The sequence below is a fragment of the Methanoculleus nereidis genome, from assembly GCF_032944295.1.
Lineage (GTDB): Archaea > Halobacteriota > Methanomicrobia > Methanomicrobiales > Methanoculleaceae > Methanoculleus > Methanoculleus nereidis.
In genome coordinates this window covers 764,427-790,844 of the sequence record NZ_JABFFQ010000001.1, presented here as the reverse complement: position 1 = coordinate 790,844, position 26,418 = coordinate 764,427, and the positions used below count along the sequence as shown (strand labels likewise).

Annotated in this window: 28 protein-coding genes and 1 pseudogene; 21 read left to right on the top strand and 8 right to left on the bottom strand. The window is 60.4% G+C overall.

Annotated elements, in window-relative coordinates; translation table 11 throughout:
• Positions 1-25 precede the first annotated feature (25 nt).
• The 17 genes from HL657_RS04180 to mtrH all read left to right on the top strand — a co-directional run bounded on the left by HL657_RS04180 (position 26) and on the right by mtrH (position 15,375).
• Positions 26-427, top strand: a complete 402-nt coding sequence (locus tag HL657_RS04180) for a molybdopterin dinucleotide binding domain-containing protein (RefSeq protein WP_317295558.1) — start codon at positions 26-28, stop codon at positions 425-427.
• Positions 424-1,737 (top strand): formylmethanofuran dehydrogenase subunit B, encoded by a 1,314-nt coding sequence (locus HL657_RS04175; RefSeq protein ID WP_317295557.1) that lies wholly within the window; start codon positions 424-426, stop codon positions 1,735-1,737. The genes HL657_RS04180 and HL657_RS04175 overlap by 4 nt, the downstream gene beginning before the upstream one ends.
• 3 nt (positions 1,738-1,740) lie before the next feature.
• Positions 1,741-3,450, top strand: coding sequence for a formylmethanofuran dehydrogenase subunit A (locus HL657_RS04170; protein ID WP_317295556.1), 1,710 nt, complete (start codon positions 1,741-1,743; stop codon positions 3,448-3,450).
• Positions 3,451-3,462: 12 nt separating this feature from the next.
• A complete protein-coding gene (locus HL657_RS04165; protein ID WP_317295555.1) occupies positions 3,463-4,269 on the top strand; it encodes a formylmethanofuran dehydrogenase subunit C in 807 nt (268 codons plus the stop codon).
• A 363-nt stretch (positions 4,270-4,632) separates the two neighbouring features.
• Positions 4,633-5,937, top strand: a complete 1,305-nt coding sequence (gene mcrB / locus HL657_RS04160) for a coenzyme-B sulfoethylthiotransferase subunit beta (RefSeq protein WP_317295554.1) — start codon at positions 4,633-4,635, stop codon at positions 5,935-5,937.
• Positions 5,938-5,953: 16 nt separating this feature from the next.
• Positions 5,954-6,430 carry a methyl-coenzyme M reductase operon protein D gene (gene mcrD, locus HL657_RS04155; protein ID WP_317295553.1) on the top strand — a complete coding sequence of 159 codons (477 nt, stop codon included), beginning with the start codon at positions 5,954-5,956 and terminating at the stop codon, positions 6,428-6,430.
• A gap of 1 nt (position 6,431) precedes the next feature.
• Positions 6,432-7,055 (top strand): methyl-coenzyme M reductase I operon protein C, encoded by a 624-nt coding sequence (gene mcrC / locus HL657_RS04150; protein WP_317295552.1) that lies wholly within the window; start codon positions 6,432-6,434, stop codon positions 7,053-7,055.
• A 14-nt stretch (positions 7,056-7,069) separates the two neighbouring features.
• Positions 7,070-7,831 carry a coenzyme-B sulfoethylthiotransferase subunit gamma gene (gene mcrG / locus HL657_RS04145; RefSeq protein ID WP_317295551.1) on the top strand — a complete coding sequence of 254 codons (762 nt, stop codon included), beginning with the start codon at positions 7,070-7,072 and terminating at the stop codon, positions 7,829-7,831.
• Positions 7,832-7,837: 6 nt separating this feature from the next.
• Positions 7,838-9,544 (top strand): coenzyme-B sulfoethylthiotransferase subunit alpha, encoded by a 1,707-nt coding sequence (gene mcrA, locus HL657_RS04140; RefSeq protein WP_317295550.1) that lies wholly within the window; start codon positions 7,838-7,840, stop codon positions 9,542-9,544.
• 194 nt (positions 9,545-9,738) lie between these two features.
• Positions 9,739-10,644 (top strand): tetrahydromethanopterin S-methyltransferase subunit E, encoded by a 906-nt coding sequence (mtrE, locus tag HL657_RS04135; RefSeq protein ID WP_317295549.1) that lies wholly within the window; start codon positions 9,739-9,741, stop codon positions 10,642-10,644.
• Positions 10,641-11,492 carry a tetrahydromethanopterin S-methyltransferase subunit D gene (gene mtrD, locus HL657_RS04130; RefSeq protein ID WP_317295548.1) on the top strand — a complete coding sequence of 284 codons (852 nt, stop codon included), beginning with the start codon at positions 10,641-10,643 and terminating at the stop codon, positions 11,490-11,492. Before mtrE ends, mtrD begins: the two co-directional genes overlap by 4 nt.
• Positions 11,493-12,347 (top strand): tetrahydromethanopterin S-methyltransferase subunit MtrC, encoded by an 855-nt coding sequence (mtrC, locus tag HL657_RS04125; RefSeq protein WP_317295547.1) that lies wholly within the window; start codon positions 11,493-11,495, stop codon positions 12,345-12,347.
• On the top strand, positions 12,348-12,632 hold the full coding sequence (mtrB, locus tag HL657_RS04120; RefSeq protein WP_317295546.1) for a tetrahydromethanopterin S-methyltransferase subunit MtrB: 285 nt from the start codon (positions 12,348-12,350) through the stop codon (positions 12,630-12,632). It begins immediately after the preceding gene.
• Between the two features lie 10 nt (positions 12,633-12,642).
• Positions 12,643-13,365: a tetrahydromethanopterin S-methyltransferase subunit A gene (gene mtrA / locus HL657_RS04115; protein ID WP_317295545.1), complete on the top strand. Its 723-nt coding sequence runs from the start codon at positions 12,643-12,645 to the stop codon at positions 13,363-13,365.
• Positions 13,366-13,370: 5 nt separating this feature from the next.
• Complete coding sequence (locus tag HL657_RS04110) at positions 13,371-13,580, top strand: tetrahydromethanopterin S-methyltransferase subunit F (protein ID WP_317295544.1); 210 nt, start codon at positions 13,371-13,373, stop codon at positions 13,578-13,580.
• A 1-nt stretch (position 13,581) separates the two neighbouring features.
• Positions 13,582-14,322: a tetrahydromethanopterin S-methyltransferase subunit A gene (mtrA, locus tag HL657_RS04105; RefSeq protein ID WP_317295543.1), complete on the top strand. Its 741-nt coding sequence runs from the start codon at positions 13,582-13,584 to the stop codon at positions 14,320-14,322.
• Positions 14,323-14,337: 15 nt separating this feature from the next.
• The gene (gene mtrH, locus HL657_RS04100) at positions 14,338-15,375 is read left to right on the top strand and encodes a tetrahydromethanopterin S-methyltransferase subunit H (protein ID WP_317295542.1); all 1,038 of its coding nucleotides are present in this window, start codon (positions 14,338-14,340) and stop codon (positions 15,373-15,375) included.
• 948 nt (positions 15,376-16,323) lie between these two features.
• Here mtrH and HL657_RS13430 read toward each other — a convergent pair.
• From HL657_RS13430 to HL657_RS04090, 3 genes and pseudogenes are all read right to left on the bottom strand, one after another.
• Positions 16,324-16,440: pseudogene (locus HL657_RS13430) on the bottom strand (type II toxin-antitoxin system RelE family toxin); the annotation flags it as partial.
• A 151-nt stretch (positions 16,441-16,591) separates the two neighbouring features.
• Complete coding sequence (locus HL657_RS04095; RefSeq protein WP_317295541.1) at positions 16,592-16,771, bottom strand: type II toxin-antitoxin system Phd/YefM family antitoxin; 180 nt, start codon at positions 16,769-16,771, stop codon at positions 16,592-16,594.
• Positions 16,772-17,115: 344 nt separating this feature from the next.
• Positions 17,116-18,081, bottom strand: coding sequence for an EF-Tu/IF-2/RF-3 family GTPase (locus HL657_RS04090; protein WP_317295540.1), 966 nt, complete (start codon positions 18,079-18,081; stop codon positions 17,116-17,118).
• Positions 18,082-18,244: 163 nt separating this feature from the next.
• On the opposite strand from HL657_RS04090, the gene HL657_RS04085 reads away from it, so the two are divergent.
• The 4 genes from HL657_RS04085 (at position 18,245) to HL657_RS04070 (ending at position 22,396) form a co-directional block, all read left to right on the top strand.
• A complete protein-coding gene (locus HL657_RS04085; protein WP_317295539.1) occupies positions 18,245-19,195 on the top strand; it encodes a FecCD family ABC transporter permease in 951 nt (316 codons plus the stop codon).
• Positions 19,192-20,448, top strand: a complete 1,257-nt coding sequence (locus tag HL657_RS04080; protein ID WP_317295538.1) for an ABC transporter ATP-binding protein — start codon at positions 19,192-19,194, stop codon at positions 20,446-20,448. Before HL657_RS04085 ends, HL657_RS04080 begins: the two co-directional genes overlap by 4 nt.
• A 157-nt stretch (positions 20,449-20,605) precedes the next feature.
• On the top strand, positions 20,606-21,643 hold the full coding sequence (locus tag HL657_RS04075; RefSeq protein WP_317295537.1) for an ABC transporter substrate-binding protein: 1,038 nt from the start codon (positions 20,606-20,608) through the stop codon (positions 21,641-21,643).
• An 18-nt stretch (positions 21,644-21,661) separates the two neighbouring features.
• On the top strand, positions 21,662-22,396 hold the full coding sequence (locus HL657_RS04070; RefSeq protein WP_317295536.1) for a sugar phosphate isomerase/epimerase family protein: 735 nt from the start codon (positions 21,662-21,664) through the stop codon (positions 22,394-22,396).
• Between the two features lie 4 nt (positions 22,397-22,400).
• On the opposite strand, the gene HL657_RS04065 is transcribed toward HL657_RS04070, so the two are convergent.
• From HL657_RS04065 to HL657_RS04045, 5 genes are all read right to left on the bottom strand, one after another.
• On the bottom strand, positions 22,401-22,799 hold the full coding sequence (locus HL657_RS04065) for a hypothetical protein (protein ID WP_317295535.1): 399 nt from the start codon (positions 22,797-22,799) through the stop codon (positions 22,401-22,403).
• A gap of 6 nt (positions 22,800-22,805) precedes the next feature.
• Positions 22,806-23,591, bottom strand: a complete 786-nt coding sequence (locus tag HL657_RS04060; RefSeq protein ID WP_317295534.1) for an energy-coupling factor transporter transmembrane component T family protein — start codon at positions 23,589-23,591, stop codon at positions 22,806-22,808.
• A complete protein-coding gene (locus HL657_RS04055) occupies positions 23,522-25,054 on the bottom strand; it encodes an ABC transporter ATP-binding protein (protein ID WP_317295533.1) in 1,533 nt (510 codons plus the stop codon). The genes HL657_RS04060 and HL657_RS04055 overlap by 70 nt, the downstream gene beginning before the upstream one ends.
• Positions 25,044-25,610, bottom strand: coding sequence for a hypothetical protein (locus HL657_RS04050; RefSeq protein WP_317295532.1), 567 nt, complete (start codon positions 25,608-25,610; stop codon positions 25,044-25,046). Before HL657_RS04050 ends, HL657_RS04055 begins: the two co-directional genes overlap by 11 nt.
• A gap of 215 nt (positions 25,611-25,825) precedes the next feature.
• Complete coding sequence (locus HL657_RS04045) at positions 25,826-26,380, bottom strand: hypothetical protein (RefSeq protein ID WP_317295531.1); 555 nt, start codon at positions 26,378-26,380, stop codon at positions 25,826-25,828.
• Between the last annotated feature and the right edge of the window lie 38 nt (positions 26,381-26,418).

Genomic DNA, 26,418 nt, shown 5'->3' with positions numbered 1-26,418 from the left:
TACCTTAGACAGGGGATGAATAAGAATGGCAATCAGAGTGAATTTGATCACGGGTCGGACCATCCAGCAGGGGGTGTCAATGGAGGCGGGGAAGGAAAAACCCGCCTACACCGCCGCCTGCGGGATTATCGAGCTCGACCCGGCGGACTTTAAGAAGCTGGGAGCTTACCGCAGCACGAACGTACGCGTCACGAGCGAGTACGGCAATGTCGTTGTCAAGGCGGTCGATGCAACCCAGGGCCCTCACCCCGGTGTAGCATATATACCGATGGGGCCCTGGGCGAACATGGTGGTCAACCCGAACACCTACTCGACCGGTATGCCAACGTTTAAGGGTACACCAGTCACGGTGGAGGTCGCCAAAAACGAACCCGTCCTCAGCTCACTGGAACTGGTGCGCAAGGGATGCAGGGGTGAGCTAGCATGACAAAGACGGTAACCGACGTAATCTGTCCGTTCTGCGGAACGCTCTGCGACGACCTTGAAGTCGTCGTCAGTGACGACGGCAAGGAACTCCTCGAGGTCTACAACGCGTGCGCCATCGGCGCCGAGAAGTTTCTCCACTCCCAGGCAAAGGACAGGATCACCCGCCCCCGTATGCGGCAGGACGACGGCTCCTGGAAAGAGATCTCCTACGATGAGGCGATCGAGTATACCGCCCGGATGCTCACCGACGCAAAGAAGCCCCTGATGTACGGCTGGAGTTCCACGAACTGTGAGGCCCAGTCCGTCGGGTCCGAGATCGGTGAGGCCGTCGGCGCGGTCATGGACAACACGGCGACCGTCTGCCACGGGACATCCCTCATCGCGGTGCAGGATATCGGGATTCCGAGCTGCACGCTGGGTGAGATCAAGAACCGGGCCGACCGGATCCTCTTCTGGGGATGCAACCCGGCGCACGCCCACCCGCGGCACATGTCCCGGTACTCGATCTTCCCCCGCGGCTTCTTCACCGGCAAGGGCCACACGGGACGCAAGATGATCGTCGTCGACCCCCGTCCCACCGATACCGCGAGCCTTGCAGACATCCACCTGCAGATCGAGCAGGGGCGCGACTACGAACTCCTCGACGCGCTCCGCGTGGCGTTCAAGGGCGAGAAACTCCCGGACGTCGTCGCGGGAATCCCGAAGGAGAAGATCTACGAGGTCGCCGAGACGCTCAAGAGCGGCCGATTCGCGATCATCTTCTTCGGCATGGGTGTGACCCAGTCGCTCGGGAAGAACCACAACATCGACGAAGCTATCGCGGTCACCCGTGACTTGAACGAGTACACGAAAGCAGCCATCATGCCGATGCGCGGGCACTACAACGTCACCGGCTCCGGCCAGGTCTGGGGCTGGCTGTTCGGGTTCCCCTACGCGGTGGACCTCTCCCGCGGCTTCGCCCGCTACAACCCCGGCGAGACGACTTCCAACGACCTGCTCCGCAGGGACGAAGTGGACGCCGTCTTCGTGCTCGGCAGCGACCCCGGTGCGCATTTCCCGTTCAGCTCGGTCAAGAAGATCTACAACCGCCCGTCGGTTGCGATCGACCCGCACGAGACCCCGACCACCGAGGTCTGCAAGGTCCACGTCCCGGTCGCCTTTGTCGGCGTCGAGATTGGTGGATGCGCATACCGGATGGACAACGTACCGATTGAGACCAGAAAGGTCGTCGAGCCCCCGGAGGGCATGATGACCGATGAAGAGTTCCTGAAACGCGTTCTTACGCGGGTCAAGGAGATCCAGGGGGTGTAAACGATGGCAGAGTATCTCATTAAGAACGGGTTCGTCTTCGACCCGGTTCTCGGGATCAAGGGCGATAAGGCCGACGTCGCCATCAAGGACGGCAAGATCGTCGAGACCACGGCGGTCACGAACCCGAAGGTCATCGATGCCGCAGGCAAGACCGTCATGGCCGGCGGGGTCGATATCCACGCCCACGTCGCCGGCCCGAAGGTGAACATCGGCCGCAACTTCCGCCCGGAGGACAAACTCTTCACCTACAAGCCCAAAAACGGTATCGAGCGGATGCAGGGCGGGTTCTCGGTCCCGACAACGATCCGAACCGGCTACAACTACGCCCGCATGGGCTACACCACGGTGATGGAAGCGGCCATGCCGCCGCTCTACGCCCGGCACACCCACGAGGAGATGCGGGACACCCCGATCCTCGACCAGGGGGCCTACCCGGTCTTCGGGAACAACTGGTTCGTGCTCGAGTATCTCAAGAACCACGAGATCGAGAACACCGCCGCCTACATCGCCTGGCTGCTTCGCGTCACGAAGGGCTACGCCGTCAAGGTCGTCAACCCCGGCGGCACCGAAGCCTGGGGATGGGGCCTGAACTGCGAGAACGTGCACGACCCGGTCCCTTACTTTGACATCACCCCGGCCCAGATCGTGAAGGGCCTCATCGAGGCGAACGAGTACCTCGGTCTCCCGCACTCGATGCACGTTCACGCGAACAACCTCGGGAACCCCGGCAACTACACGACGACGCTCGATACGTTCCAGCTCTCCGAGGGCATCAAGCCCAACAGCAAGTTCGGCCGCGACCAGGTGATGCACCATACCCACGTCCAGTTCCACTCCTACGGCGGTGACAACTGGGGCAATATGGAGTCCAAGGCAAAGGAGATCATGGACTACGTGAACTCGCACGACAACATCACCATCGACATGGGTCAGGTGACACTCGACGAGACCACGACCATGACCGCCGACGGACCGTTCGAGCACCACCTCACCGAGCTGAACCACTTAAAGTGGGCGAACGCCGACGTGGAACTCGAGACCGCCGCAGGGATCGTGCCCTACCTCTACAGCCCGAACATCAAGGTCTGCGGCATCCAGTGGTGCATCGGCCTCGAACTTGCGCTGCTCGCAAAAGACCCGATGCGCATCTTCATCACCACCGACCATCCGAACGCCGGGCCATTCATTCGCTACCCGCGGGTCATGAAGTGGCTCATGAGCCAGGAGGCACGTGAGCAGCAGATCGACGCCTTCAAGCACAAGGACAAGGTCATCGACGCGACCAATATCGCCGGCATCGACCGCGAACTCGACCTCTACGAGATCGCCCAGATGACCCGGGCCGGACCGGCAAAATCGCTCGGCCTCGCGCACATGTACGGCGGGCTTGCGCCCGGCCTCGAAGCGGATGTTGCCGTCTACGACTTCAACCCGAACGAGCCCTACGCACCCGACGACATCGAGACGGCGTTCTTGAACGCGGAGCACCTCTTCAAGACCGGCGTCCAGGTCGTCAAAGACCACGAGATCGCCTCGAACGGCAACAAGCGGACCCTCTGGGTGAACGCGAAGGTCAACGAGAACCCGCAGGTGATGCGTGACGTCAAGGAGAAGTTCCTCCGTTACTACACCGTCACCTTAAACAACTACGAGGTTGCCGGCCACCACTATATGCCGAACCCGTACGTGATCGAGGTGGACGCCACACAGTGAGGTGAGAGAAGGATGGAAACCGTTACACTCACCATAAAGAACCAGCCCGACCTGTATCTTGAGGCTGACAACATCACCCCCGATGCGTTCGCCGGGAAGAAGGCAGATGAGATCGCCGACCTTCACGTTTACGTAGGCAGGGAGCAGTACCGGCTCGGAGACTTCTTCGAAGTCTCCGGCAATGCCGGGGCAACCCCGGAAGAGACGAAGGTTGTCGTCAACGGCGACCTCTCCCGGGTCAAGTACATCGGCATGAAGATGACCGACGGCGAGGTCGTCGTCAACGGCAACGCCGATATGTACGTCGGCGCCTGGATGCAGGGCGGCAAGCTCACGGTGAACGGGAACGTTGACGCCTTTGCCGGGACCGGTATGAAGGGCGGCGAGATCGTCGTCAACGGCAACGCCGGGAACTACCTCGGTGCCGCATACCGTGGGGACTGGCGCGGCATGGCCGGCGGAAAGATCACCGTTACCGGCAATGCCGGCAGCGATCTCGGCACCTTCATGACCGGCGGCGAGATCGTCGTCGGCGGCGATGTGGATGTCCATGTTGCCACCCATGCCGAGGGTGGAAAGATCGTCATCAAGGGCAATGCAAAGAGCCGCCTCGGGGGCCAGATGGTGGAAGGCGAGATCTATGTCCTTGGCAACATCGACGTTATGATGCCCGGCTTCGCATACCGTGAGGATGTTGATGTCGAGATGGACGGCATCAAAGGACGGTTTGCTCTCTACGAGGGTGACCTCGGAGAGCGCCACCGAAAGAGGAAAGGTCAGCTGATTTACGCGAAACTCTACCAGCAGATCAGGGCCTGAACCCCTCATTTTTTTGCCGCGCACAAGAAATGATGCCGATCACAGGAGAGAGGATGTGATCGGCGCACGAATAGTAACACTAAGTAGCACGATTTTGCATAATTCATATTACTCAGAAAGAGGTGTGATACTTTTGGTATCCTGTGCGATTGACTGTTATTCGGCAGATATTTAATATTGCACTTCAGATATATATCCAATCATAGGCATAAATAGCAATGCTTATATCATCAGAGAAGGTTACTATCTTTTTGTCCCACGAGGACGTGCAGTAGTCACCATCAGCCACAGTCAGCGATACTTTTAGCGTTCACTACACATTCACGGATTGTATGCACTTAAAGAGGGTAATGGAGGAAAATTATGGCAAAATACAAGGAAACTATTGACCTGTACGATGATGCAGGCAAGCAGTTGAAGAGTGGTGTGCCGCTTGAGAAGATCAGCCCGCTGGTCAACCCGGCGACCCGGAAACTCATCGATCTGACCAAGAGGACAATTGCAGTCAACCTCGGAGGCGTTCAGGAAGGCCTGAAGGCCGGAAAGGTAGCGAAGGGACAGGTCCTCGGACGTGAGCTCAATCTCGACATTGTCGGGAACAAGGATGCCATCATCGGTAAGATCAAGGAGATGGTCCAGGTCGAGGAAGGCGACGACACCAACATCCGTGAGTTCGGCGGCGGCAAACTGATCCTCGTTGAGGTCCCGAAGACCCGTCTCGAGGCGGCATCCACTTACGATGCAGCAATCACCTCGGTCGCATCCGCGGCAACCTACGCGATCATCGAGCAGTTCGACATCGGCATGTTCGATGCGGCTATGGTCAAGGCCGCACTCTGGGGTTCCTACCCGCACACGATGGATCTTTCCGGTGCCAACGTCACGTCCATCCTGTCGATCCCCCAGAACAACGAAGGTCTCGGCTACGCGCTCCGTAACATCCCGGTCAACCACGCCGTGATGATCACCGGCAAGAACGCGATGCAGGGTGCCGCACTCTCGTCCACCTTCGAGCAGGCAGGAATGTTTGAGATGGGTAACGCCATCGGACCGTTCGAGCGCGCCCATCTGCTCACTTACGCTTACCAGGGCCTGAACGCGAACAATCTGGTCTACGACCTAGTCAAGAAGAACGGAGCATCCGGAACCATCGGTACGGTCGTCCAGAGCCTGGTCGAGCGCGCCGTTGAAGACAAGGTCATCACCCCCGGCAAGAAGGGCGGGTACTTCCAGTTCTACGACACGAAGGACCCCATGCTCTGGAACGCCTACGCCGCTGCGGGAACCATGGCAGCCACCATGGTCAACTGTGGTGCCGGACGGTTCGCCCAGGCAGTCTCCTCGACGCTCCTCTACTTCAACGACCTGCTTGAACACGAGACCGGCCTGCCCGGCTGTGACTACGGCCGTGTCATGGGTGTAGCCGTCGGGTTCTCGTTCTTCAGCCACTCGATCTACGGCGGTGGCGGCCCCGGTGTCTTCAACGGCAACCACGTCGTGACCAGGCACGCCGCAGGCGTGGCTATCCCGTGCGTGGTCGCTGCGGCGGCACTCGACGCCGGAACACAGATGTTCTCGCCGGAGAGCACCTCTAAGGTCTACGGCGACACATTCGGCCAGGTTGACGTCTTCAACAAGCCGATCCAGCAGATCGCACAGGGTGTGTAAATAACACAGGATACCAATGACTGAAGCCATATACCCTCAGGTTCGAATCGTTTCTGCGCGATTCCTCAGACCCGATACAGTGGAACAACTCCTGAACAGGCTAGTTCAGGTCAGCGGGATTCTTCGGATGTCCCTCAACGGACCAAACCTTCCCGCCACCGTTCCTTACGGCCCGGCACGGGGGAAACCCAACCCCCACCCGGACCGTAAAGTCATCCATGTCGGAGACCAGGATGTCCAGCTCCAGGTACAGGTCGGAACAATTATCCTGGAGCTTGAGGACGAGTCGTACATTACGGCCATAGGAGAAGCAGTCGATGAAGTCTTTGCCGATAAGGACTTCTCCTGCGTCGTCCAGCAGGGACGATATATGAAGTCCCGGCCGACAGTGTCCGACTATGCGAAGTACGGACCTGACGCTGACAGAGAAATTCTCGGGCTTGTCGATCCCAGAAAGAAAGACGGGCCTGTTATCATTCAGGGAACCAAGTAAGATGCCAATCGGAAGAGTAACCCAGGTTGTCGACTGCCGCGAGAGCATGGGGATGGGAAAAGGAGGCGGTCTTGCCCAGCGGGGCACCATCTCTGAGGCCAGGTCCCCGGATGTGATCGTGATTGGAATGTCCCCCGGCCGCAGGCACGTGACAAAGCCTGTCTGCGACATCACCTCCGGTCTCCGGAGGGAGGGGACGGAGTTCTCCGTGACCACGCTTGTCCTCAACGCAGGAAGCGGTGTTCCGGCCGACTCTCCCGTCGCGGGCCACGTTCTCGGAGCCTATTTCGGACTGACGGAGAAAGAGATCGTCCAGATCGAACAGCACAAGGTCGCGATCCTGCACCACGGGAATGTCCGCTCCCATGTGGTGCAGAAGGTCCGGTTTATCCTTGAGCATGTGAACATCAGGGCAATCGTTGTCTCGCAAGTCCCCATCGACTTCGAGGATCTCGCAAAAGAGGGAGTCAGGACAGCGGCGGTTATGCCGCCGCCCGACCGGGTGAAGACGAAAGGCATGGTAATGGATATCGTCAGCGGCGTGACACGCGGTCAGACGCCAGGCAGGGGTAAACTGGCAGAAGTCATTCGTGCCGTTATGAAAGTGCTAAAAAGCCCAACATGAAGGTGAAAGAAAACATGGCATACAAGCCCCAATACGGACCGGGTACATCTAATGTCGCCGAGAACCGGCGCAAGCAGATGAACCCCAGCCAGAAGCTTGAAAAGATGCGTGATGTGACAGATGAGGACATCGTGCTGATTCTCGGCCACAGGGCGCCGGGAGCCGCCTATCCGACGGCTCACCCGCCGCTCGCCGAGCAGCAGGAGCCCGACTGCCCCATCAGGAAGATTGTAACCCCGACGGACGGTGCAAAGGCCGGCGACCGTGTCCGCTACATTCAGTTCGCGGACTCGATGTTCTTCGCCCCCTGCCACCCCTACCAGCGGACCTACACCGAGTGCTACCGCTTCCGCGGTATCGACCCCGGTACGCTCTCCGGCCGTCAGATTGTCGAGTGCCGCGAGCGCGACCTGGAGAAGTACTCCAAGGAACTCCTCGAGACCGAACTCCTCGACCCGGCCCGGACCGGCATCCGCGGTGCGACCGTGCACGGTCACTCGCTCCGTCTTGCCGAGAACGGCATGATGTTCGACATGCTCCAGAGGAGTGTCCTTGGCGAGGATGGCATCGTCCGCTACGTCAAGAACCAGATCGGCGAGCCCCTCGACCGTGCGGTTGCCATCGGCAAGCCGCTCGATGAGAAGTGGCTCAAGGCCCACACGACGATCTTCCACTCCCTTGGCGGCACCGCCTACCGTGACGACGCCGAGTACATCGAATACGTCCAGCGGATCCACTCGCTGCGGACAAAGTACGGATTCATGCCCAAGGAGTGATGAGTTATGGCAAAGATTGAGAGAACCCAGAAGCTGTTCCTGAAATCCCTCAAGGAGAAGTTCCAGGGACAGGATCCCCAGTCCGAAACGGCTGAATACTACTCGTTCAACGGCTACCACCAGTCCCCCCGCAAGGAGGAGTTCGTAAAGGCGAGCCGTGCCGTCGAGATGGACCGCGGCATCTCCATGTACGACCCCGTGCGCTGCCACCTTGGCGGTATCCCGCTCGGCCAGCGCCAGCTGATGACCTACGAGGTCTCCGGCACCGGTGTCTTCGTCGAGGGTGACGACCTGCACTTCGTCAACAACGCTGCGATGCAGCAGATGTGGGACGATATCCGCAGGACCGTCATCGTCAACATGGACCTTGCCCACCAGACCCTGCAGAAGCGTCTCGGCAAGGAAGTTACTCCCGAGACGATTAACGAGTACCTCCACGTGCTGAACCACGCCATGCCCGGCGCGGCCGTCGTTCAGGAGCACATGGTCGAGACCCACCCCGGCCTCGTCGACGACTGTTACGTCAAGGTCTTCACCGGCGACCAGGAACTCGCCGACGACCTCGAGCCCCAGTTCGTCCTCGACGTCGAGAAACTCTTCCCGGCGAAGCAGGCCGAAGCGCTCTCCGCTGCCGTAGGAAAGTCCCTCTGGCAGGCGATCCACATCCCGACCACGGTCTCCAGGACCTGTGACGGTGGAACGACCTCCCGGTGGTCTGCAATGCAGATCGGCATGTCCTTCATCGGTGCCTACCGCATGTGCGCCGGCGAAGCAGCCGTCGCCGACCTCTCCTACGCCGCGAAGCACGCAGGCGTCGTCCAGATGGCGTCCCACCTGCCCGCCCGGCGTGCCCGTGGTCCGAACGAGCCCGGTGGCATCATGTTCGGTGTCTTCTCCGATATCGTCCAGGCGAACCGGAAGTACCCCAACGACCCCGCAAAGGCCTCCCTTGAGGTCGTCGGCGCCGGAACCATGCTGTTCGACCAGATCTGGCTCGGCTCCTACATGTCCGGTGGTGTCGGCTTCACGCAGTACGCGACCGCGGCCTACACCGACAACATCCTCGACGAGTTCACCTACTACGGTATGGACTACATCAAGGACAAGTACAAGGTCGACTGGAAGAACCCGAGCCCGGACGACAGGGTCAAGCCGACCCAGGATATCGTCAACGACATCTCGACCGAGGTCGCCCTCAACGGCATGGAGCAGTACGAGCAGTTCCCGACCATGATGGAGGACCACTTCGGCGGGTCCCAGCGTGCCGGCGTGCTTGCCGCCGCCTGCGGTCTGTCGACCTCCATCGCGACCGGCAACTCGAACGCCGGCTTAAACGGCTGGTACCTCTGCATGCTCCTGCACAAGGACGGATGGTCGCGTCTCGGCTTCTTCGGCTACGACCTGCAGGACCAGTGTGGTTCCGCGAACACGCTCTCCGTCCGTGGCGACGAGGGTGCGATCGGCGAGGTCCGTGGTCCGAACTACCCGAACTACGCGATGAACGTCGGTCACCAGGGCGAGTACGCCGCCATCACCGGCGGTGCCCACTACGGCCGCGGCGACGCGTTCTGCTTCGACCCGCGGATCAAGATCTGCTTCGCCGACCCGGCGCTGAAGTTCGACTTCGCCGAGCCCCGCCGCGAGTTCGCGAAGGGTGCCATCCGCGAGTTCATGCCCGCCGGCGAGCGTTCGCTCATCATCCCGGCCCGGTAATCCCAACTCAACTTTTTTTTCCCTAGCGTAACTTAACATGCCTAAAAAGGGTATTTTAGCCGAATTTTAACGTTTCGTTGCGATAACGGCGTAACTTTTCGAAACCTTTAATTAAGTCATAAACAACTGTTAATTGAACCAAAAAGGTTTTGAACTCATACTCTGGTGCCATGAGCACCGGAGGAGGATGCTGAATGGAAGAGATCGTATTTGGCATCGGCATTACCGCATTGGCAGGTGCTCTTGCAACCGTCGCCGGCGCTGCGGAAGACACTGAGTCTGATATCGGATCACAGGGTGACCCGAACTCTCAGGTTCAGCTGGCTCCGCAGATGGGATATATTCACCGCATCTTTAACAAGGCAGTTGCCGGTGAACCCCCCGCGTATGGCTTATGGGTTGCTCTGGGTGCAGGCCTTGCCTGGGCATTCATGGCGATGCAGATAAACCCGATACTTGCAATTGTGCTCGGGAGCGCTCTCGCGGTCTTCGTGCAGGGCGTCTATGCGACAACCGCATACCTCGGCCGTACTGCAAGTCTCGCCAAATTTGGACAGCCGGTCTACATCGATATTCTGAAGTCGATGACGACCGTAACAATGGCGCACGCGTTCGTAGCTATCTTCACCACCGTCGCGATGTGTCATCTGATGATCGCCGCGCTCGGTCACCCCTTCCCGCTCCCGCTGCTGGGTCTCGTATGGGGTATCGCGCTCGGTGCAGCCGGGTCTGCAACCGGTAACCCGTTCTATGGAAAGGAGCGGCAGTACCAGGAGCAGAAGTTTGGAGCAGGTGTTCCTATCTCCGCATCCGGCAATATCGTCCGCTACGCCGAGGCCGGCCAGCGGAACTCACTCGACAACGGTTTCTTCAGCGCCAAACTCGGTGGCCCCGCATCCGGGATCTGTTTTGGCCTGATCGTCTTCTTCGAACTCTGGCGTACCGTGGTCTTTGAAGAACTCAACGTCTGGGGACCGATCATCGTCGGTATCGTCGTTATCCTGGTCTTTGCCATCATCGACCGTTACATCGAGGTCTGGGCAAGGAAGAACTTCGGGCCCTACACGGCTCCTGAGGCTCCTGAGGAGGCATCATCATGAGCGCACTCGGTGGACCCGCACAGACTGGAGGTGTCCAGCCCCCGACGGCAATGGGCCTCGTTCTCAGCATCGTTCTTATCGTCGTCGCGCTTGCGCTCGCCTTCTTCCTCGTGCAGATGGCCGGAGTGATCGCTCTCGTCGGCATCATCATCGGCGGCGTCCTGATCGCGTTCGGCGTCCACTTCGTCCCCGTCGGCGGTGCTCCCGCTGCAATGGGACAGGCGCCCGGTATCGCGACCGGTGTCGCGATGCTTGCCGCCGGTGCCGGCCTTGCCGGACTCTTCGGTGGCGCATGGGCCGCCCCCTTCGGACTGGTCATCGCCCTCGCCGGCGGTGCTATCGGCGGTGGGCTGCTTATGGCAATCACCTGTACGATGGTCAACGTCATCTACATCTTCGGTATGGGTATCCCGTCCGCTTCAGGTAAGGTCGATAAGGACCCGATCACCGGCGACACCTTCCCCGAGTACAAGAGCCAGGGTACCGAGGGGCACGGCCTCCCGTTCATCTCCTGGGTCGGCGGCGTCATCGGCGGCGCACTCGGTGGTCTTGGCGGAACGCTCATCTACCTCGAGCTCCTCGACATCTACCAGGCGCAGCTGCCCGTAATCCTGGACGCAGCGGTCGAACAGATCGCGCCCGTCGCCATCTCGCTTGCCGGTATCTTCGCGGTCGGTATGTTCCTGATGAACGCCGTGCTTGCCGCGTACAACATCACCGGTACGATCGAGGGACCGCACGACCCCAAGTTCAAGAGGTTCCCGAGAGCAGTCATCGCGGCCGCTGCGGCATCCGCTGTTGCAGGCTTCTTCGCGATCGCGCTGCTCGAACTGGTGGGGGTATTCTAAATGTCAGTAAAAATTGAAGTCGGAGCAGGCGGCATCCCGCACAACCAGATCCTGATCTACGGACTTGTGGGATCGCTCATCCTCATCTACCTGACACACCTGAACACGGTCACCAACACCCAGTACTTCTCGTTCTTCGGCGGGCTTGCCGCCGTCGCAGCGCTCATCTGGGGTACCGATACGATCAAGCACCTCTGCAGTTACGGTCTCGGTACCGGTGTCCCGTCGGCGGGTATGATCGCCCTCGGGTCCGGTGTCATCGCCGCGATCTTCGGAGCCACAACCGGCATCTTAGCACCCATCGTGACGGTCATCATCGCCGCGATCATCGGTGCGGTCGCCGGACTGATGGCAAACCATGTGGTCCGGATGGACATCCCGGTCATGATCGTCTCGCTGATCGAGCTTGCAGTCGTCGGTGCGATGACGGTGCTCGGCCTCTCGGCCATGGCCTGCGGAACGTTCGAATTCATCGGCATGATCACCGGCACGGTCGTCTTCCTCGGATTCGCCGTAGAAGCCTACGGAGCCTCCCTCATCGGCGGCAGCATCATCGCCGTGATCTTCATGCTCGGCGCCATCGCCATCCAGCACTCCTTCAACGCCTGTCTCGGGCCGGGGGAGCAACAGGACCGGACACTCATGCTCGCCGCGGAGTGCGGATTTCTCTCCATGATCACCGTTGCGATCATCTCGTTCGCGTTCATTGGACTCCTTGCCGCTTTCGTCTCGCTGCTGATCTCGGCCATCGGGTGGATCTACACCTACATGCAGTACATCGAGCTCTCGAAGCGTGACGCCTACGCATGGCTCGACGCTCAGCCGATCCTGGAGCCCAAAGAGGGAGGTGCCTAAATGGCATACATTCAGGTACTGCCCGAGTACGGACTGGTCGTCGACCCGATGGTCGGCATCGTCACCACCGCGGGTGTCTCGTACACCCCCGTGATCGAGCAGGTAGCGGAACTCGAGAAGATTACCGACGACCTGGTCGGCATGCTCTCCGGACAGGGCAACTTCCTGGCATCGTTCCCGAACAGGGAGGGGGTCCTCAACATCGCCGGAGGCGTGACCGCATTCTGGTACGGCATGGCAGTCGGCCTTCTGGTCGCCGGTGTCGTTGTATTAGGAGTGCTGTGAGGTGAAGAACATGGTTGAAAAGAAATCACCGGCCAGTGGATGGCCGATTGCACAGGGCGACTTCCACACGGGAGATGCGCAGAGCTGCGTCGCCGTCATCACCATGGGATCCCACCTCGACGAACAGGGCATCTGCGATGCCGGAGCGGCAATCGCCGGATCCTGTAAGACCGAGAACCTCGGCCTTGAGAAAGTCATCGCAAACGTCATCTCCAACCCCAACATCAGGTTCATCCTCTGCTGCGGTACGGAGGTCAAGGGACACCTGTCCGGGCAGAGCTTCATTGCCCTGCACGCAGGCGGTGTTTCCGGCGGCAAGATCGTCGGAGCCCAGGGTGCCATCCCGTTCATCGAGAACCTCTCCGATGAAGCGATCACGCGCTTCCAGGAACAGGTCGAGATAGTCAACATCATGGAAAGCGAAGACATGGGGACCATCAAGGCCAAGATCGATGAACTCAAGGCCAAAGACCCCGGTGCCTTCGGCGCGGAACCCATGATCGTCGAGGTAAAGGAAGCAGGCGGTGCGGCAGAGGAAGTTACCGGCGAGGTACAGCCGCTCTCCGGCGAACTGGCACTGATACACGCACGGATGAAAGTCATCGAGCGGATGGTCACCGACATCGGCTACCGCAACAAGTTTGCCGCCGGTGTCTACTCGGGCAAGATCGAGGGCCTCATGATCGGCCTGATCGTCTCGTTCGTGATCCTGGGGTTCATCTTGCTGGGGTGAGATAAATGGCAGAAGAAGTTACACAGGCAGGCCCCATCCGGATGACAGCGATCAACAACATGATGGGCGCCATCCGGTACAAGGCACAGATCCTTGCCCGCACGACCAAACTCGAGTCAGGTATCATGGGCATGGGAATCGTCGGGTTCGCAGTCGGACTTGTCATCGTCCTGCTCTTTATCCTGGTTCCAGCACTGCTGCTGGGGGCGATCTAACATGGCTGAAAAGAAATCACCGGCCAGTGGATGGCCGATTGCACAGGGCGACTTCCACACGGGAGATGCGCAGAGCTGCGTCGCCGTCATCACCATGGGATCCCACCTCGACGAACAGGGCATCTGCGATGCCGGAGCGGCAATCGCCGGATCCTGTAAGACCGAGAACCTCGGCCTTGAGAAAGTCATCGCAAACGTCATCTCCAACCCCAACATCAGGTTCATCCTCTGCTGCGGTACGGAGGTCAAGGGACACCTGTCCGGGCAGAGCTTCATTGCCCTGCACGCAGGCGGTGTTTCCGGCGGCAAGATCGTCGGAGCCCAGGGTGCCATCCCGTTCATCGAGAACCTCTCCGATGAAGCGATCACGCGCTTCCAGGAACAGGTCGAGATAGTCAACATCATGGAAAGCGAAGACATGGGGACCATCAAGGCCAAGATCGATGAACTCAAGGCCAAAGACCCCGGTGCCTTCGGCGCGGAACCCATGATCGTCGAGGTAAAGGAAGCAGGCGGCGCCGGCGTGGAAGTTGCCGCTGCAGGCGCAAACCCGCAATACCTTGAGATCGAGGAGCGGCTCAACGCTATCGAGGAGAGGATAGAGTTCGTCGATGCAGAGATAGCCCAGCGTGTCGGAAGAAAAGTCGGGCGCGATATCGGCATCCTATACGGACTGGTCGCAGGTTTGATTGTATTCATGATGTTGTTGGTATTACTGCCCAAATTAATTGGGTACCTGTAAGGAGGATTGACGAATATGTTCAAATTCGAAAAAGAGCAGACGGTACACGACTTCAACGGTACCATGATCGGCGGGCAGCCTGGAGAGTACCCGACCGTGCTCGGTGCATCCATCTTCTACAACAAGCACGAAGTAGTTCTGGATGACCACACCGGAAAGATTGACAAACCAAAGGCAGAGGCGCTCTGGAACCGCTGCCAGGAACTCTCGGATCTCACCGGCATTCCGCACTTCATCCAGATCATCGGGGAGTTCGGCGAGGCCTTCGAGAGTTACATCGACTGGTTCTGCAGCATCGATGACAAGACCGCGTTCCTGATGGACTCGTCCGTCCCGGCAGCGCTCGCCCATGCGTGTGATTACGTCACCCAGGCCGGCGTTGCGGACCGTGCGATCTACAACTCGATCAACGGTTCGATCGGACCGGAGAACATCGAGGCGCTCGCTAAGAGCGATGTGAACGCAGCCATCGTCCTCGCCTTCAACCCTGCCGACCCGTCGGTCTCCGGCCGCGAGAAGGTTCTGGTCGAGGGCGGTGTCGCCGGACAGGAGATGGGTATGCTCGAGATCGCGGAGAAGTGCGGCATCACCCGCCCGATCCTCGATACCGCGGCAACCCCGCTCGGTCTCGGTTCCGGCGGTTCGTACCGTGAGATTCTCGCCTGCAAGGCGATCCATGGTCTGCCGACCGGTGGTGCTTACCACAACATGACCGTCTCCTGGACCTGGCTGAAGCGCTGGAAGGGAACGAAGAAGACCCCCTCGCAGCAGCTGGCCGGCCTCGAGGGCAAAGAAGGACTCGTCGAGCAGCTCCTGCACCACTATCTCGGTGGGCTGGACGGCATGCGCCAGGCGGCCTGGTCTGCACCCGATATCGGCTGCAACATGATTGCAAGCACGCTCGGTGCCGACCTGATCATGTACGGCCCGATCGAGAACGTGGAAGCGATGATCACCGCACAGGCCTACACCGACATCGTCGTGCTGGAAGCGGCACGCGACTTCGGTGTCGAGCCCCAGGTGGACACTCACCCGCTCTTCAGACTCGTCTAAAACCCCACTTTTTTTACGTCGTGCAATCCCCGCCGTGGCTGCCCCGGGAGGTACAGCCTTCAGGCGTGAGTCACGCAGGTCCCCACGTACAACCAGAATGCCACCCCGGACATGACGAGCCCAGGAAGGGCCGGCAGGAGAGAGACACCAGCCTCAGGAATGCGAGCACCGAAGGTGCTGCCTTAAAATGGGAAAATATCACGGTGCAGTGGAGCGTGGGAGACTCGCACCTTTGGTGCTCGAACTCCGCCTGCCCTTCGGGCACGCATCGTTTATCGCCATTGGGGGTGGGGCTGACGGGGAGTGCGACGTTCCGAAGGAGCAGAGCTTGAGCACCGGAGGTGCGAGTGCGATGGGCGGAACGCCCAGAGCTCGACCACCGTCAGGTGGGGAGTGCGAGCGAAGCGAGCTTGAGCACCGATAGGTGCGAGGTGCGATGTTCCGCAGGAACGGAGCACGAGAAGAACGAAGTTTTTCGAGGGGGGCATCACCCCTCCCCTGTCTCCATCACACAAGCTGACGCCTACAACCCCCACTCGAAGACCTCCGGTCTTCTCGAGCTCCGGACGTCCCGTCCGTCGCACCCCACCCGGCCTCCTCAAACGCACCTCCGCTGCTCAAACTCCTGCCTTCACACCTAACGGCGCTCAAACTCCAGTTCTGCGAACCGTCGCACGTTCCGGCAGTCGTTCCACGCCCCTAAGGGGCGGGGGCAGTCATGGCGATAGGCGATGTCCTCACGGGACATCGCAGGAGAAGACCGAAGGTCTTGGACTGGCGACTGGCGGCACGGCGGTCGTTCGAGCACCCTAGATGCGCAGTCCCCCTGGAATCCGTGTCCGGGATGCAATCGATAACTCTCCTGAGAGGGTTTCAACAAAGCTCTTACTTGAGAACTTTCAGGGGGCTCATATAACAGGCAGGATTGGATTCACAAAACAGGTGTCGTCAGAGCCCACGATATGCACTACGACGGTGACGTACATAGAGAATTACAACCTCCCGCTCCTCATGATGCACGGCATATATAATCCGGTAATCTCCTACCCGGATCCGGTAGAGATGCTCTGCTCCGCTTAATTTACGTACACCAGACGGTGAAGGGTTTCAGATAGAGCCTGTATGCGCTGAAAAATGCGCAAAACAACATCGCGTGGCAATGGCGCAATATCCGCATCAACACTCGCCTTAACGCGGATCGTGTATCCCGCCATTACTACTGCTCGTACTGCTTCCGGAACTCATTGAACTCTACAGTCGGTTCTTCACGCCGCTCCGCAACCACGGCAAGGTCATGGAGATCTTCCTGCATCTGCTCGTACTCGCTGAGAGGGAGAATAATTGCGACCCGGTTCCCGTGCTCATCGACGACGTACTGTTCTCCTGTAGCACTCATCGTTCTCCTCACTTGTAGATGGAGCGCAAGAACCATTAATCTTCTTTTTACAAAGACCAGGCGAAGGGTATCGGCAGCCGCATTATCAAAGCGTCGCTCCTATGACATGATGTTCGAGTCCATGCGCCCCGGCAGGACGGGCGCGTCCCGATCGGTCATCCTTCACAAAAAGAAGAGTTTAGACTCTGTAGAAAAGCCTTGTCGGGAGATCGCACCACCTCTCCATGTCAACTGAGCAGTACCGGGGTTGGTTGAAGCAGTTCTCTTCGGTCGCACATAGATCTCGACTCACATCACTGATATCTACAGAGGCAGAGTTTGTTATTAGACGTAGCATCCCCCACTCACACCAGCTCGATATGCCCGGCAATCCGGAGTTTTCCGCCCTCGAGATAGTGGAGCACCGCCGTATCACCGGGGAGGTAGACGAGGTCCTTTTCCAGCGCAAGCGTGAGCGTCGGCTGCCGCCAGTCTCCGTCATCCCGCACCGCCTCCACCCGCGCCGGGATGAACTGCATCCAGTGGCCGAGGTGGAGCACCGTCCCCGCCGTGAGCGGCGCCGGCCAGTACCTGACCAGGGTCGCCCGTGCCTCAAGGGTTGACCGGGCCTGAAGCGCGGGGTCGTCCGAGAGGACAAAGCCCCGATCGAGGTCGTCGGACTCGATGTTCTTGAGCGCGAGCCCCACGCGGTCGCCCTCTGCGGCCCAGTCGAAGTCGTCGTCGTGCTTCTGGATGGACCGCACCGTGATCGTCTTTTCCCCGGGATAGACCTTCAGGGAATCGTGCTTCCTGATGCCGCCCCGCACCACACCTCCGAGGATGACCGTCCCGATGCCGCGGACGTTGAAGTGGTGATCGATGGGGATGGTCCCCACGGCACCGGTGGCGGGCGGCGTGGATGCACGGGCGGACGCCTCGCGAAGCAGGCGGTCGCGAAGCGCGATCGGGTCGGCGTCAACGAATTCATAGTGCTCGAGCACCGTCCCACGCAGGAGCGGCGCAACCTCACCGGGGGTTACGTAATTTTCGAGGACGATGTAACCCTGCTCCACCCCGACCTCGTTGAGCATCAGCACCCACTCCCCGAACGTCGGGGTGATCTCGCTCACCACGATGAGAACCGCATCCGCCATCGATGCGGCGTAAAAGAGCGGAGCCAGCCGCTCGGGGTACCGTGTCGGTTCGATGATGGTGACGGTATCGTCGCCCTTCTTCAGGTTATAGAAGGTTATATCAGATTCCGTGCCCTTCTTCCCGAGGTCCTTCGCATAACCAGGGGGTCCCAGCACGGCAACGTTCAGATTGCCCATATGCCAGATCTCTTGGTTATCCAGGGGTATGAGGTTTGCTCCACGCCACCCGGGCGTCGACGGTGCCCTGCAGGGGCATGCTGGATCTCCAGAAAAGACCGCACACGTCCGCGATTAATCCAAATAGATTTTAACAAAGTAAACTTAATTTTATGACACACCTATGCGGAGAACGGCACCGATCACCATTCTGACACTCACCTGTTTACTTCTCATCAGCATGGCCTGTGCGGTCGCTCTCGGACCGACCGGTATCTCTCTCGAATCTCTCTTCTCGTCGGAGAATACGTGGAAGATCGTCTGGGACATCAGGCTGCCGAGGGTGATCGCCGCAGCGCTGGTCGGGTGCGCGCTTGCCGTAGCGGGTACGGCCATGCAGGGACTGTTCAGGAACCCCATGGCCGACCCATACATCATCGGTACCTCATCAGGCGGAGCGCTCGGGGCCACGATCGCGATCGTCCTCTTTGCCGGCACAGGGCGGCCCGTGCTCGCGTTCATCGGGGCGATGGCCGCAACGTTCATCGTCTATTTCATCGCCCGCAGCGGGAGTAAGATCCCGGTCGAAACGCTCCTGCTCTCCGGTGTCGCCCTCTCAACGCTTCTTTCAGCACTCCTCTCCTTTCTCATGTATACCGCAGGACGAAGCCTGCACCAGATCATGTTCTGGCTGATGGGAGGTTTCTGGAACGTATCATGGAACGACGTCTTCGTTGCCCTCCCCATTCTGCTCGGGTGCGTGGGCATCTACCTCTTCGCACGCGACGTCAACATCCTCTCCCTGAGCGAAGAGGATGCAACCCATCTCGGGGTGAACGTCGAGCGGTTGAAGCAGATCCTCCTCGCCCTGAGCGCGTTCGTGGCGGGAATAGCCGTTGCGGTAGCCGGATCGATCGGGTTCGTCGGTCTGATCACCCCGCACGTGATGCGCCTGATCGTCGGACCCGACCACCGCTTTCTCTTCCCTGCAGCTGCTCTCGCAGGCGCGATCCTCCTCATCTGGTCGGATACGCTCACAAGAACCTTCACGAACGATATGCCGGTCGGGATTATCACTGCCTGTTTCGGCGCACCGTTCTTCATATACCTGCTCCGGAGCCGGATGAAAACATGAAACCAATTGAAATCATTGATATCGACGTCTCCTACGGCGCTAAAAAGATCCTCGAAGCGATCACGTTCCATGCCGACACGGGCGAGATCCTCGGGATCATCGGGCCGAACGGGTCAGGGAAGACGACCTTGCTCAAAGCGATGAGCCGGGTTGTCGCCAGGGACAGCGGAGAGATCCGGCTCGATAACCGCGATCTGGATACGCTCGGGTACCGGGAACTTGCACGTCAGGTTGCGGTCGTCCCGCAGGACATCTCGATAGGCTTTGATTATGCAGTGCGCGACGTCGTTATGATGGGGAGGCATCCCTACATCGGGAGGCTTGCCTCTGAGACGCTCCGGGACGTGGAGATCTGCGACCGCGCCATGCATCTCGCAAACGTCGCCCACCTCGCCGGGATGTCGATACACAGCATCAGCGGCGGAGAACGCCAGAGGGTGCTCATAGCACGGGCGCTCGCGCAGGAACCGAAGATCCTGCTGCTGGATGAAGCAACCTCAAACCTCGACGTCAGCCACCAGGTCGATATCCTCAACATCATCAAGGAGCTCGCGGGGAAAATCACGGTGGTGAGCGTATTTCATGACCTGAACCTGGCTGCATACTACTGTGACCGGCTCCTGCTCCTCAAAGACCGGAGAGTCTACGCCACAGGGACGCCCGAGGAAGTTCTGACCTACGAGAATATCCGTGAGATCTTTCAGATGGAGGCTCTCGTCAGGCCGCACCCGCTGACAGGGAAGCCGTATATCCTGCCCGTATATGCACACCAATCGAGGGTGGGGACAAACCGGCGGGTACACGTCGTCTGTGGCGGGGGGACGGGATCCGATATCCTCCACCTGCTCTATGCTGCAAGCTTTACGGTCACCTGTGGCGTCTTAAATGTCCTGGATACGGATTACGGTACAGCCATGCGCCTCGGCCTCTCCTGTATTGCAGAGCCCCCGTTTCACGGCATCACTCCCGGATCACTCTCAGACCTCCGGAAATGCCTGGATAGCGCAGACGCTATCATCGTTACGGCAATGCCGATCGGCAGGGGGAACCTCGACAACCTCCAGGTGCTGCTCGACTACCCGAAAAAGCCCATACTCCTCTACTCAGGGAACAGCAACTCCCGGATGGAGGACTATACCGGGGGCGAAGCCGATGCAGTGCTGACTGAACTGGAGTCGCGCGGGGCGCTCCGGATCGAGGGAGGAGAGGAGCTCCTTGCCGGTCTCCCGCAGGGATATTCCGATCAAAGATAACCCCGGTAATCTCGTCCAGAGCGGCAATCCCGGCAATATGCGTGGGATCTATCCGGGGAGACGATGCAGGAAGGCGCCGCGCGGCAACCGGCGCGGTGCCGTAACGTGATGTTAATTTGTAAACTGTTATTACCGTAACGCAAGTGTACCTATGATAATGCGAACCACGTGCCTGATACTCTCTGTTTCAGCGATCATCATATCCGCTCTGCTTGCCGGTACAGCAGGCGCGTCACCCGTAACGGCGGGTGAGAACGAACGATGCGTGACAGTGACCGACGATCTCGGAGGGACCGTCGTCATCCAGGGAACACCGCAGAGAATTGTCTCGCTCGCGCCCTCCAACACCGAGATCCTGTATGCCCTCGGCCTTGAGGACCGAATCGTCGGTGTCACCGACTGTTGCGACTATCCGCTGGCGGCTGCCGATAAACCAAAGGTCGGCGGGTTCATCACCGGCAACGTCGAAAGGGTGCTCGCGGCGGAACCGGACCTGGTTTTCGCCTCGCGCAACACCGAGGACGTTGCCAGCCGCCTGCGAACGCTCGGGATGACCGTTGTTATCCTCAACCCGCAGACGGTCGATGGTGTCCTGCGGGACATCGAACTTGCCGGAAAAGTGACCGGGCAGGAAGCGCAGGCATCGGCGTGCGTTGAGGAACTCCAGCAGCGCATCCAGGCGGTGATCGGAATGGTCGAGAACCAGACCGAGCGGCCGTCCGTCGCCCATATTGTCTGGTACGATCCGCTCTGGGTCAGTGGCCGGGGCACGTTCCAGGACGAGGTGATCACGATGGCCGGCGGAACCAACGCGTTCGGCTCTGTCGAGGAATGGAGCATCGTCAGCCTTGAAGAGTTCATCACCTCGGATCCCGATTACATTCTGGTCAGTTCAGGCAGTGGCATGAACAGGGACGGGTACGATGCCGTTTATAACTACGTCATAAGCGAACCCCGGCTGCAGGGGCTCAGCGCGGTCAGGAACAATCATGTCTACGTCGTCGACGCCGATGTCGTCAGCCGTGGAAGCCCGCGGATCGTGGACGCCCTGGAAGAGGTGGCAGGGGACCTTCACCCGGACCTCTTCGGAACAGGCACCCCGAAGGCGGCAGAGACAGTCCAATCGCCGGGTATCGGCGTGCTATCGCTCATCTGTGCGTTATCCGCTGCCATCCTGCTCTGGAAGAGGGGCTAGAGCTAAGGGGAAGATCGCGTGAAGGATATCGGATGCTCCACCTGCTGCCTGATGGACCGGCCACTTGGGGAGGCGCTCGACCTCATCGCCGACCGTACGGGCCTTGCGGAGATCCTCTCCGACGGCCCCCACACCCTCTCCAGGTTCGAAGAGGCCTGTTTCTCATTTGAACTGCGCTACACGGTCCATGCGCCGGTCGCCGATATCAACATCGCATCCGATAACGAGCACCTGCGAAGAGCGGCCGTCAGGGTCATCAGAGACCTCGCAGAAGTCTGCGACCGGATCGACGCCGAGCGGCTGGTCATTCACCCGGGGCACACCTGGGGAGAAGAGATGTGGAGCGCCGCACAACGAGCCCTTGACCGATCGCTTGGCGACCTCGCCGCAATCCAGAAGGACATGAACGTCAGGTTCGCCGTCGAGAACATGGGGGCGTGGGATATCTGTTTCTTCCGGGAGCCAGGGTTCCTCGACCGCCTTGCGGACCACGGCCTCGGGTTCACCCTCGACGTGGGGCATGCCCACGCAAACGGCAACCTGGAACAATTCCTGGAACAGGGAGGAGCAATTCACGTCCACCTGCACGATAACTGCGGCAATCGGGACGACCACCTGGCATGCGGCGACGGGAATATCGATTTTCACCGCGTGTTTGCGGCTCTCCCACCGGGCGTCACGATAGTCGTCGAACCGAACTCGTTTCAGGACTACGAACGAAGTCTCGAACACCTGAGAGGCCTTTTCTCCTGAACGCTCAGGGGGTTCGGCCGATCAGCCGCTTCACCGCCGTGAGGAACTCGCGGAACTGCTTCGAGACCTCCGGGCCGGATGAGCCCGGATAGGCGTTTGCACCCCGGACAACGGTGCTCCACCCGTCCATCTCCAGCCGCAGGTGCCAGTAGGTGACGTCGCAGCAGGAATGGGCGGAGACGTGCTCCGGCTCCCACTCCCGGACACCAAGCCGGTTGACGCTCTTTCGGAACCGCGCCCACTCCTCCGCTCCGGGCGACGCCTCCATCACCACCCCGGAGTAGCCGCCGGCACTCGCCCATTCGTAGAGGAGCCGACCGTCTACGAGCCTGACGTAGAGGGACGGCCCGACACTTCCGCCCAGGTAGAACTCGAACACCTTCGGAGGGGTGCCGTTGCGCATATCAGGTTATACGAGCAGCACGGCAAAATACCCTGCGACGAGAAGGCCCATGCAGCAGATCCCGGCGACATCGGTCCTGGACGGAGAGAGGTCGCGCATCGGCGTCCGCCTGCCGGAACGGTACCCCCGAAGATCGATCGTCAGCCCGAGAACCGTGGCCTTTCCGAGGGAGTTTGAGACCAGCGGGATGATGATGGGAAAGAGACCTCGTATCTTCCCGGCAAGGCCTTTTCCGGGGTTGTAGGCACGGGCAAGCTGCGCCTCGTGGATCCGCTTCCCTTCAAGCTGCAGGCTCGGGATGAACCGGAGCGCGATCAGGAACATGAGCGTGTAGTCTACAGGCATCCTGAGGCGGTCCATGACATGGACGAGGTCGCGCGGCTGGGTGGATATGACCAGGAGCTGGAACGCAAAGAGCATCGCCGCGAACCGAAGCGACATCGCGAGCGCGAGGTCAATCGCCCCCACCGTGACGGGGAACGCCCCGCCGATGACCGGGACCGACGGCGGAACCAGGTAACAGATGATCTCCCCGCTCCTGATGGTGATGATGGTGAGGGCAAGCAGGCTCACCGCAAGCGAGATCAGCAGCGGAACCTGCCTAAGGAGGTCCCGGGCGAGCCCGCTCGCTATCGCCACGGCTACGACCGCCCCTGCAAGGGCCGCAAGCATCACGGTATCGCTCGTCAGCACCGCAAGGGCCACGACGACAACGGCAAAGATCAGTTTGGTGAGCGGGTGGAGGCGGTGAAAAGCGCTCTCCCGGGTGACGTATTGCATAATCTCGGACATGGTTCCTCCTTACAGGTTTTTCCGTCACGGACGATCCTTCCCTGCTCCATCCTGACGATGCGATCCGCATACTCCTCTCCGAGAAGCATATCATGCGTCACCATGATGATCGTGCGACCATCCTGCCGCAGGCGGGCGAGGATCTCCATGACCCTTCCCGACTCCCGGGCATCGAGCCCGGTCGTGGGCTCGTCGAGCACGATCACCTTCGGTTTCATGGCGATGACGCAGGCGATGGCCAGGCGTTGCCGCTCGCCTCGCGAGAGCGAGCGGGGGTAGGCTGCCTTCCGGTGAAGGAGGCCGACCTCGCGAAGGGCCGCGTCGACCGGTTCCCCGGGGTCGCCGGAATCGATGTTTTTGAGGCCGAACGCCACTTCGTCCTCCACGGTCTCCGCAAAGAGCATGGTGTCCGGATTCTGGAAGACAAGACCCACGTGACGCGCGAGTTGGGCTATCGGAACGCTTCCGGCGTCGAGCCCATCGACGATGACGGTACCTTCGGTGGGGCGAAGCAGCCCGTTAAAATGTTTGACAAGCGTCGTCTTCCCGGACCCGTTCTCCCCGACCACGGCCACGATCTCGCCGGGAGCGACATCGAGGTCGAGACCCCCGACGGCCATAACACCGTCGTAGCGGTGGACGAGCCCCCGGACTGATACCACAGGAGCCGCCTCGCTCTGCGTGATGCCCGCCGGTGCAAAGCGGCGAGCACTGCCGCCCTCCGGGCGCTGCAGGATGCCATCGTGCAGCATCTGCGCCGGGGACCCCTCCGAAACGATCGCTCCGTTCTCGACGACGACCATCCTATCTGCAATGGCAGCGAGCTCGCCGAGTTTCTGCTCAATGATGAGCACGCCCGTACCCTCGCAAGAAAGCCGGCGGAGGATCGCGGATACCGCACCGGTCGCCTCCGCATCCAGTTCGGCGGTTGGTTCGTCCAGAACGAGGACCTCTGTCCCAAGGGCAAGGGTTGCGGCGATGGCAACCCGCTGCTTCTGCCCTCCGGAGAGGGTGTGCGGGGCCCGATCCGCAAGATCGGCGATCCCGGTCGCCTCCATCACCTCGCGGAGCCTCCGCTGCATCTCCTCCCGGGAGAGGCCGAGATTCTCAAGCCCGGAAGCCACCTCCTCCTCGACGGTCGTGAAGATGAGCTGGGCATCGGCGTCGTCAAAGACCACACCGACGTGTCTCCCGATCTCGGCCATGCTCCGGTAGTCACGGACGTCCTTGCCGAGGATGGTGATCGCACCCTCAAGCATGCCGCCGTACTCGTGGTGGAGGATGCCGGATGCCGCAAGGCAGAGGGTCGTCTTCCCGGCCCCGGTAGGACCGGTGACGAAGACGATCTCCCCCTTCCCGACGGCAAGGTCGATCCCGTCGAGTGCCGGCGTCCCGGATCCCGGGTAAGTGTAGGAGACGCGCTCGATAGAGAGGACGCTCTCCCGGCCTCCCTCAGGACTCATCTGCCGGCCTCGCCTCCCGTGCCGGGGCCTTCTCTTGGGCTCCACGCATCAGCGCCCGCGACGCGGGCATCTCGAGCGCCTGAGCGACGGCGGCGTTGACCCCCGCCGTGATCAGGACGATCGGCACGGTGACCACGAGGAACGCCTCGAGGGTTCCGAACTTGTCAAGAACCGTCGGAGCCACGGCAAGGATGGAGATGAGGATGAACGAAAACCCGCTCGCGAAGGTGGCAACAAGGGTCGTCACCGCCGGGGCGAGCACGAACCGGTCTCTCAGCACCAGGTAGGTCCCAAGACAGACGACCGCCCCGATGGGTTCGCTGATGAGATTCGCGGGCGGAAAGATCGAGTGGCTGAGGAGGGCACAGACAACACCGGCCACGACACCGATCCCGAGTGCCTCACGGAACGTGGGCACGATGAGGATGATGGCGAGGCTATAGAAGGCGATCACGAGGTTCGATACGATGGGGCCGGGGATCAGGAGGGACATGTACCTGATGATGGCCCCTATGGCAAGGAGTATGCCGACGATTGCAATATCTCTCGATTTCATGGTATCGGTTTCACAGTATGGGGTTCGACAAACAATTCGATGGAGTCGATGAGAATCAGTGCGAACGCCAGCGGGGCTGGGGTCGAGGCCAGAAGAGGCTTCCCGGGAAGTTCCCGGAAGGGATAGGCGGGGCAGAAGCCACCTGTAGTTTACCGCACATTGTTGTACATAATAGTGCATTAAGGCATATATATTTTCCGGGGCCCGGGGGGAACTCACTGCCGCGAGAGCAGGAGCATCGCAGCAAGCACCGCACCGGCCGCCACAGGGACAGCTGCAGGCGCCGCTGCCGTGGGTGTGGGTGAGGCCACGGTCGCCGGCATCGTGGGTGTCGTGGTAGGCACAGCAGCGGTCGGCGTCGCAGGGGTTCCCGGGGGTGTCCCAAAGGTGACGGGAATAGTCGTGTAGCCGTGACCGGAGAGGTCCGACCGGTCCACAGGCGCCTCCACGGCGTAGACGGTGTAGGTCCCGGGATCAAGTTCGGCCTCACCGGCCTCCCAGCGGTAGGTCCAGCTGCCGTCGGCACCGACCGTCGCCGTCGTGAAACTCTGCAGGTCTCCGGTCCGGACGGGTGTCTGCGGGTCTTCAAGCCGCCCGCCGTTGGCGGGGAGGTTCGGCCCGGTCACGAAGAGGTAGACGGTATCACTCCCGGTGCTCGTCCCTGCAAGTGTCACCTCGCTCCCCGGGTATACCGTGACGGCGGAGGCGGCCGGAGCGGTGGCGAACGCGACAAGGAGGACAACTGCGAGGATCAAGGCGTTATCGGGCATATGGTTCACCTACCCCCGGTCAGCCAGGGAGATAATGA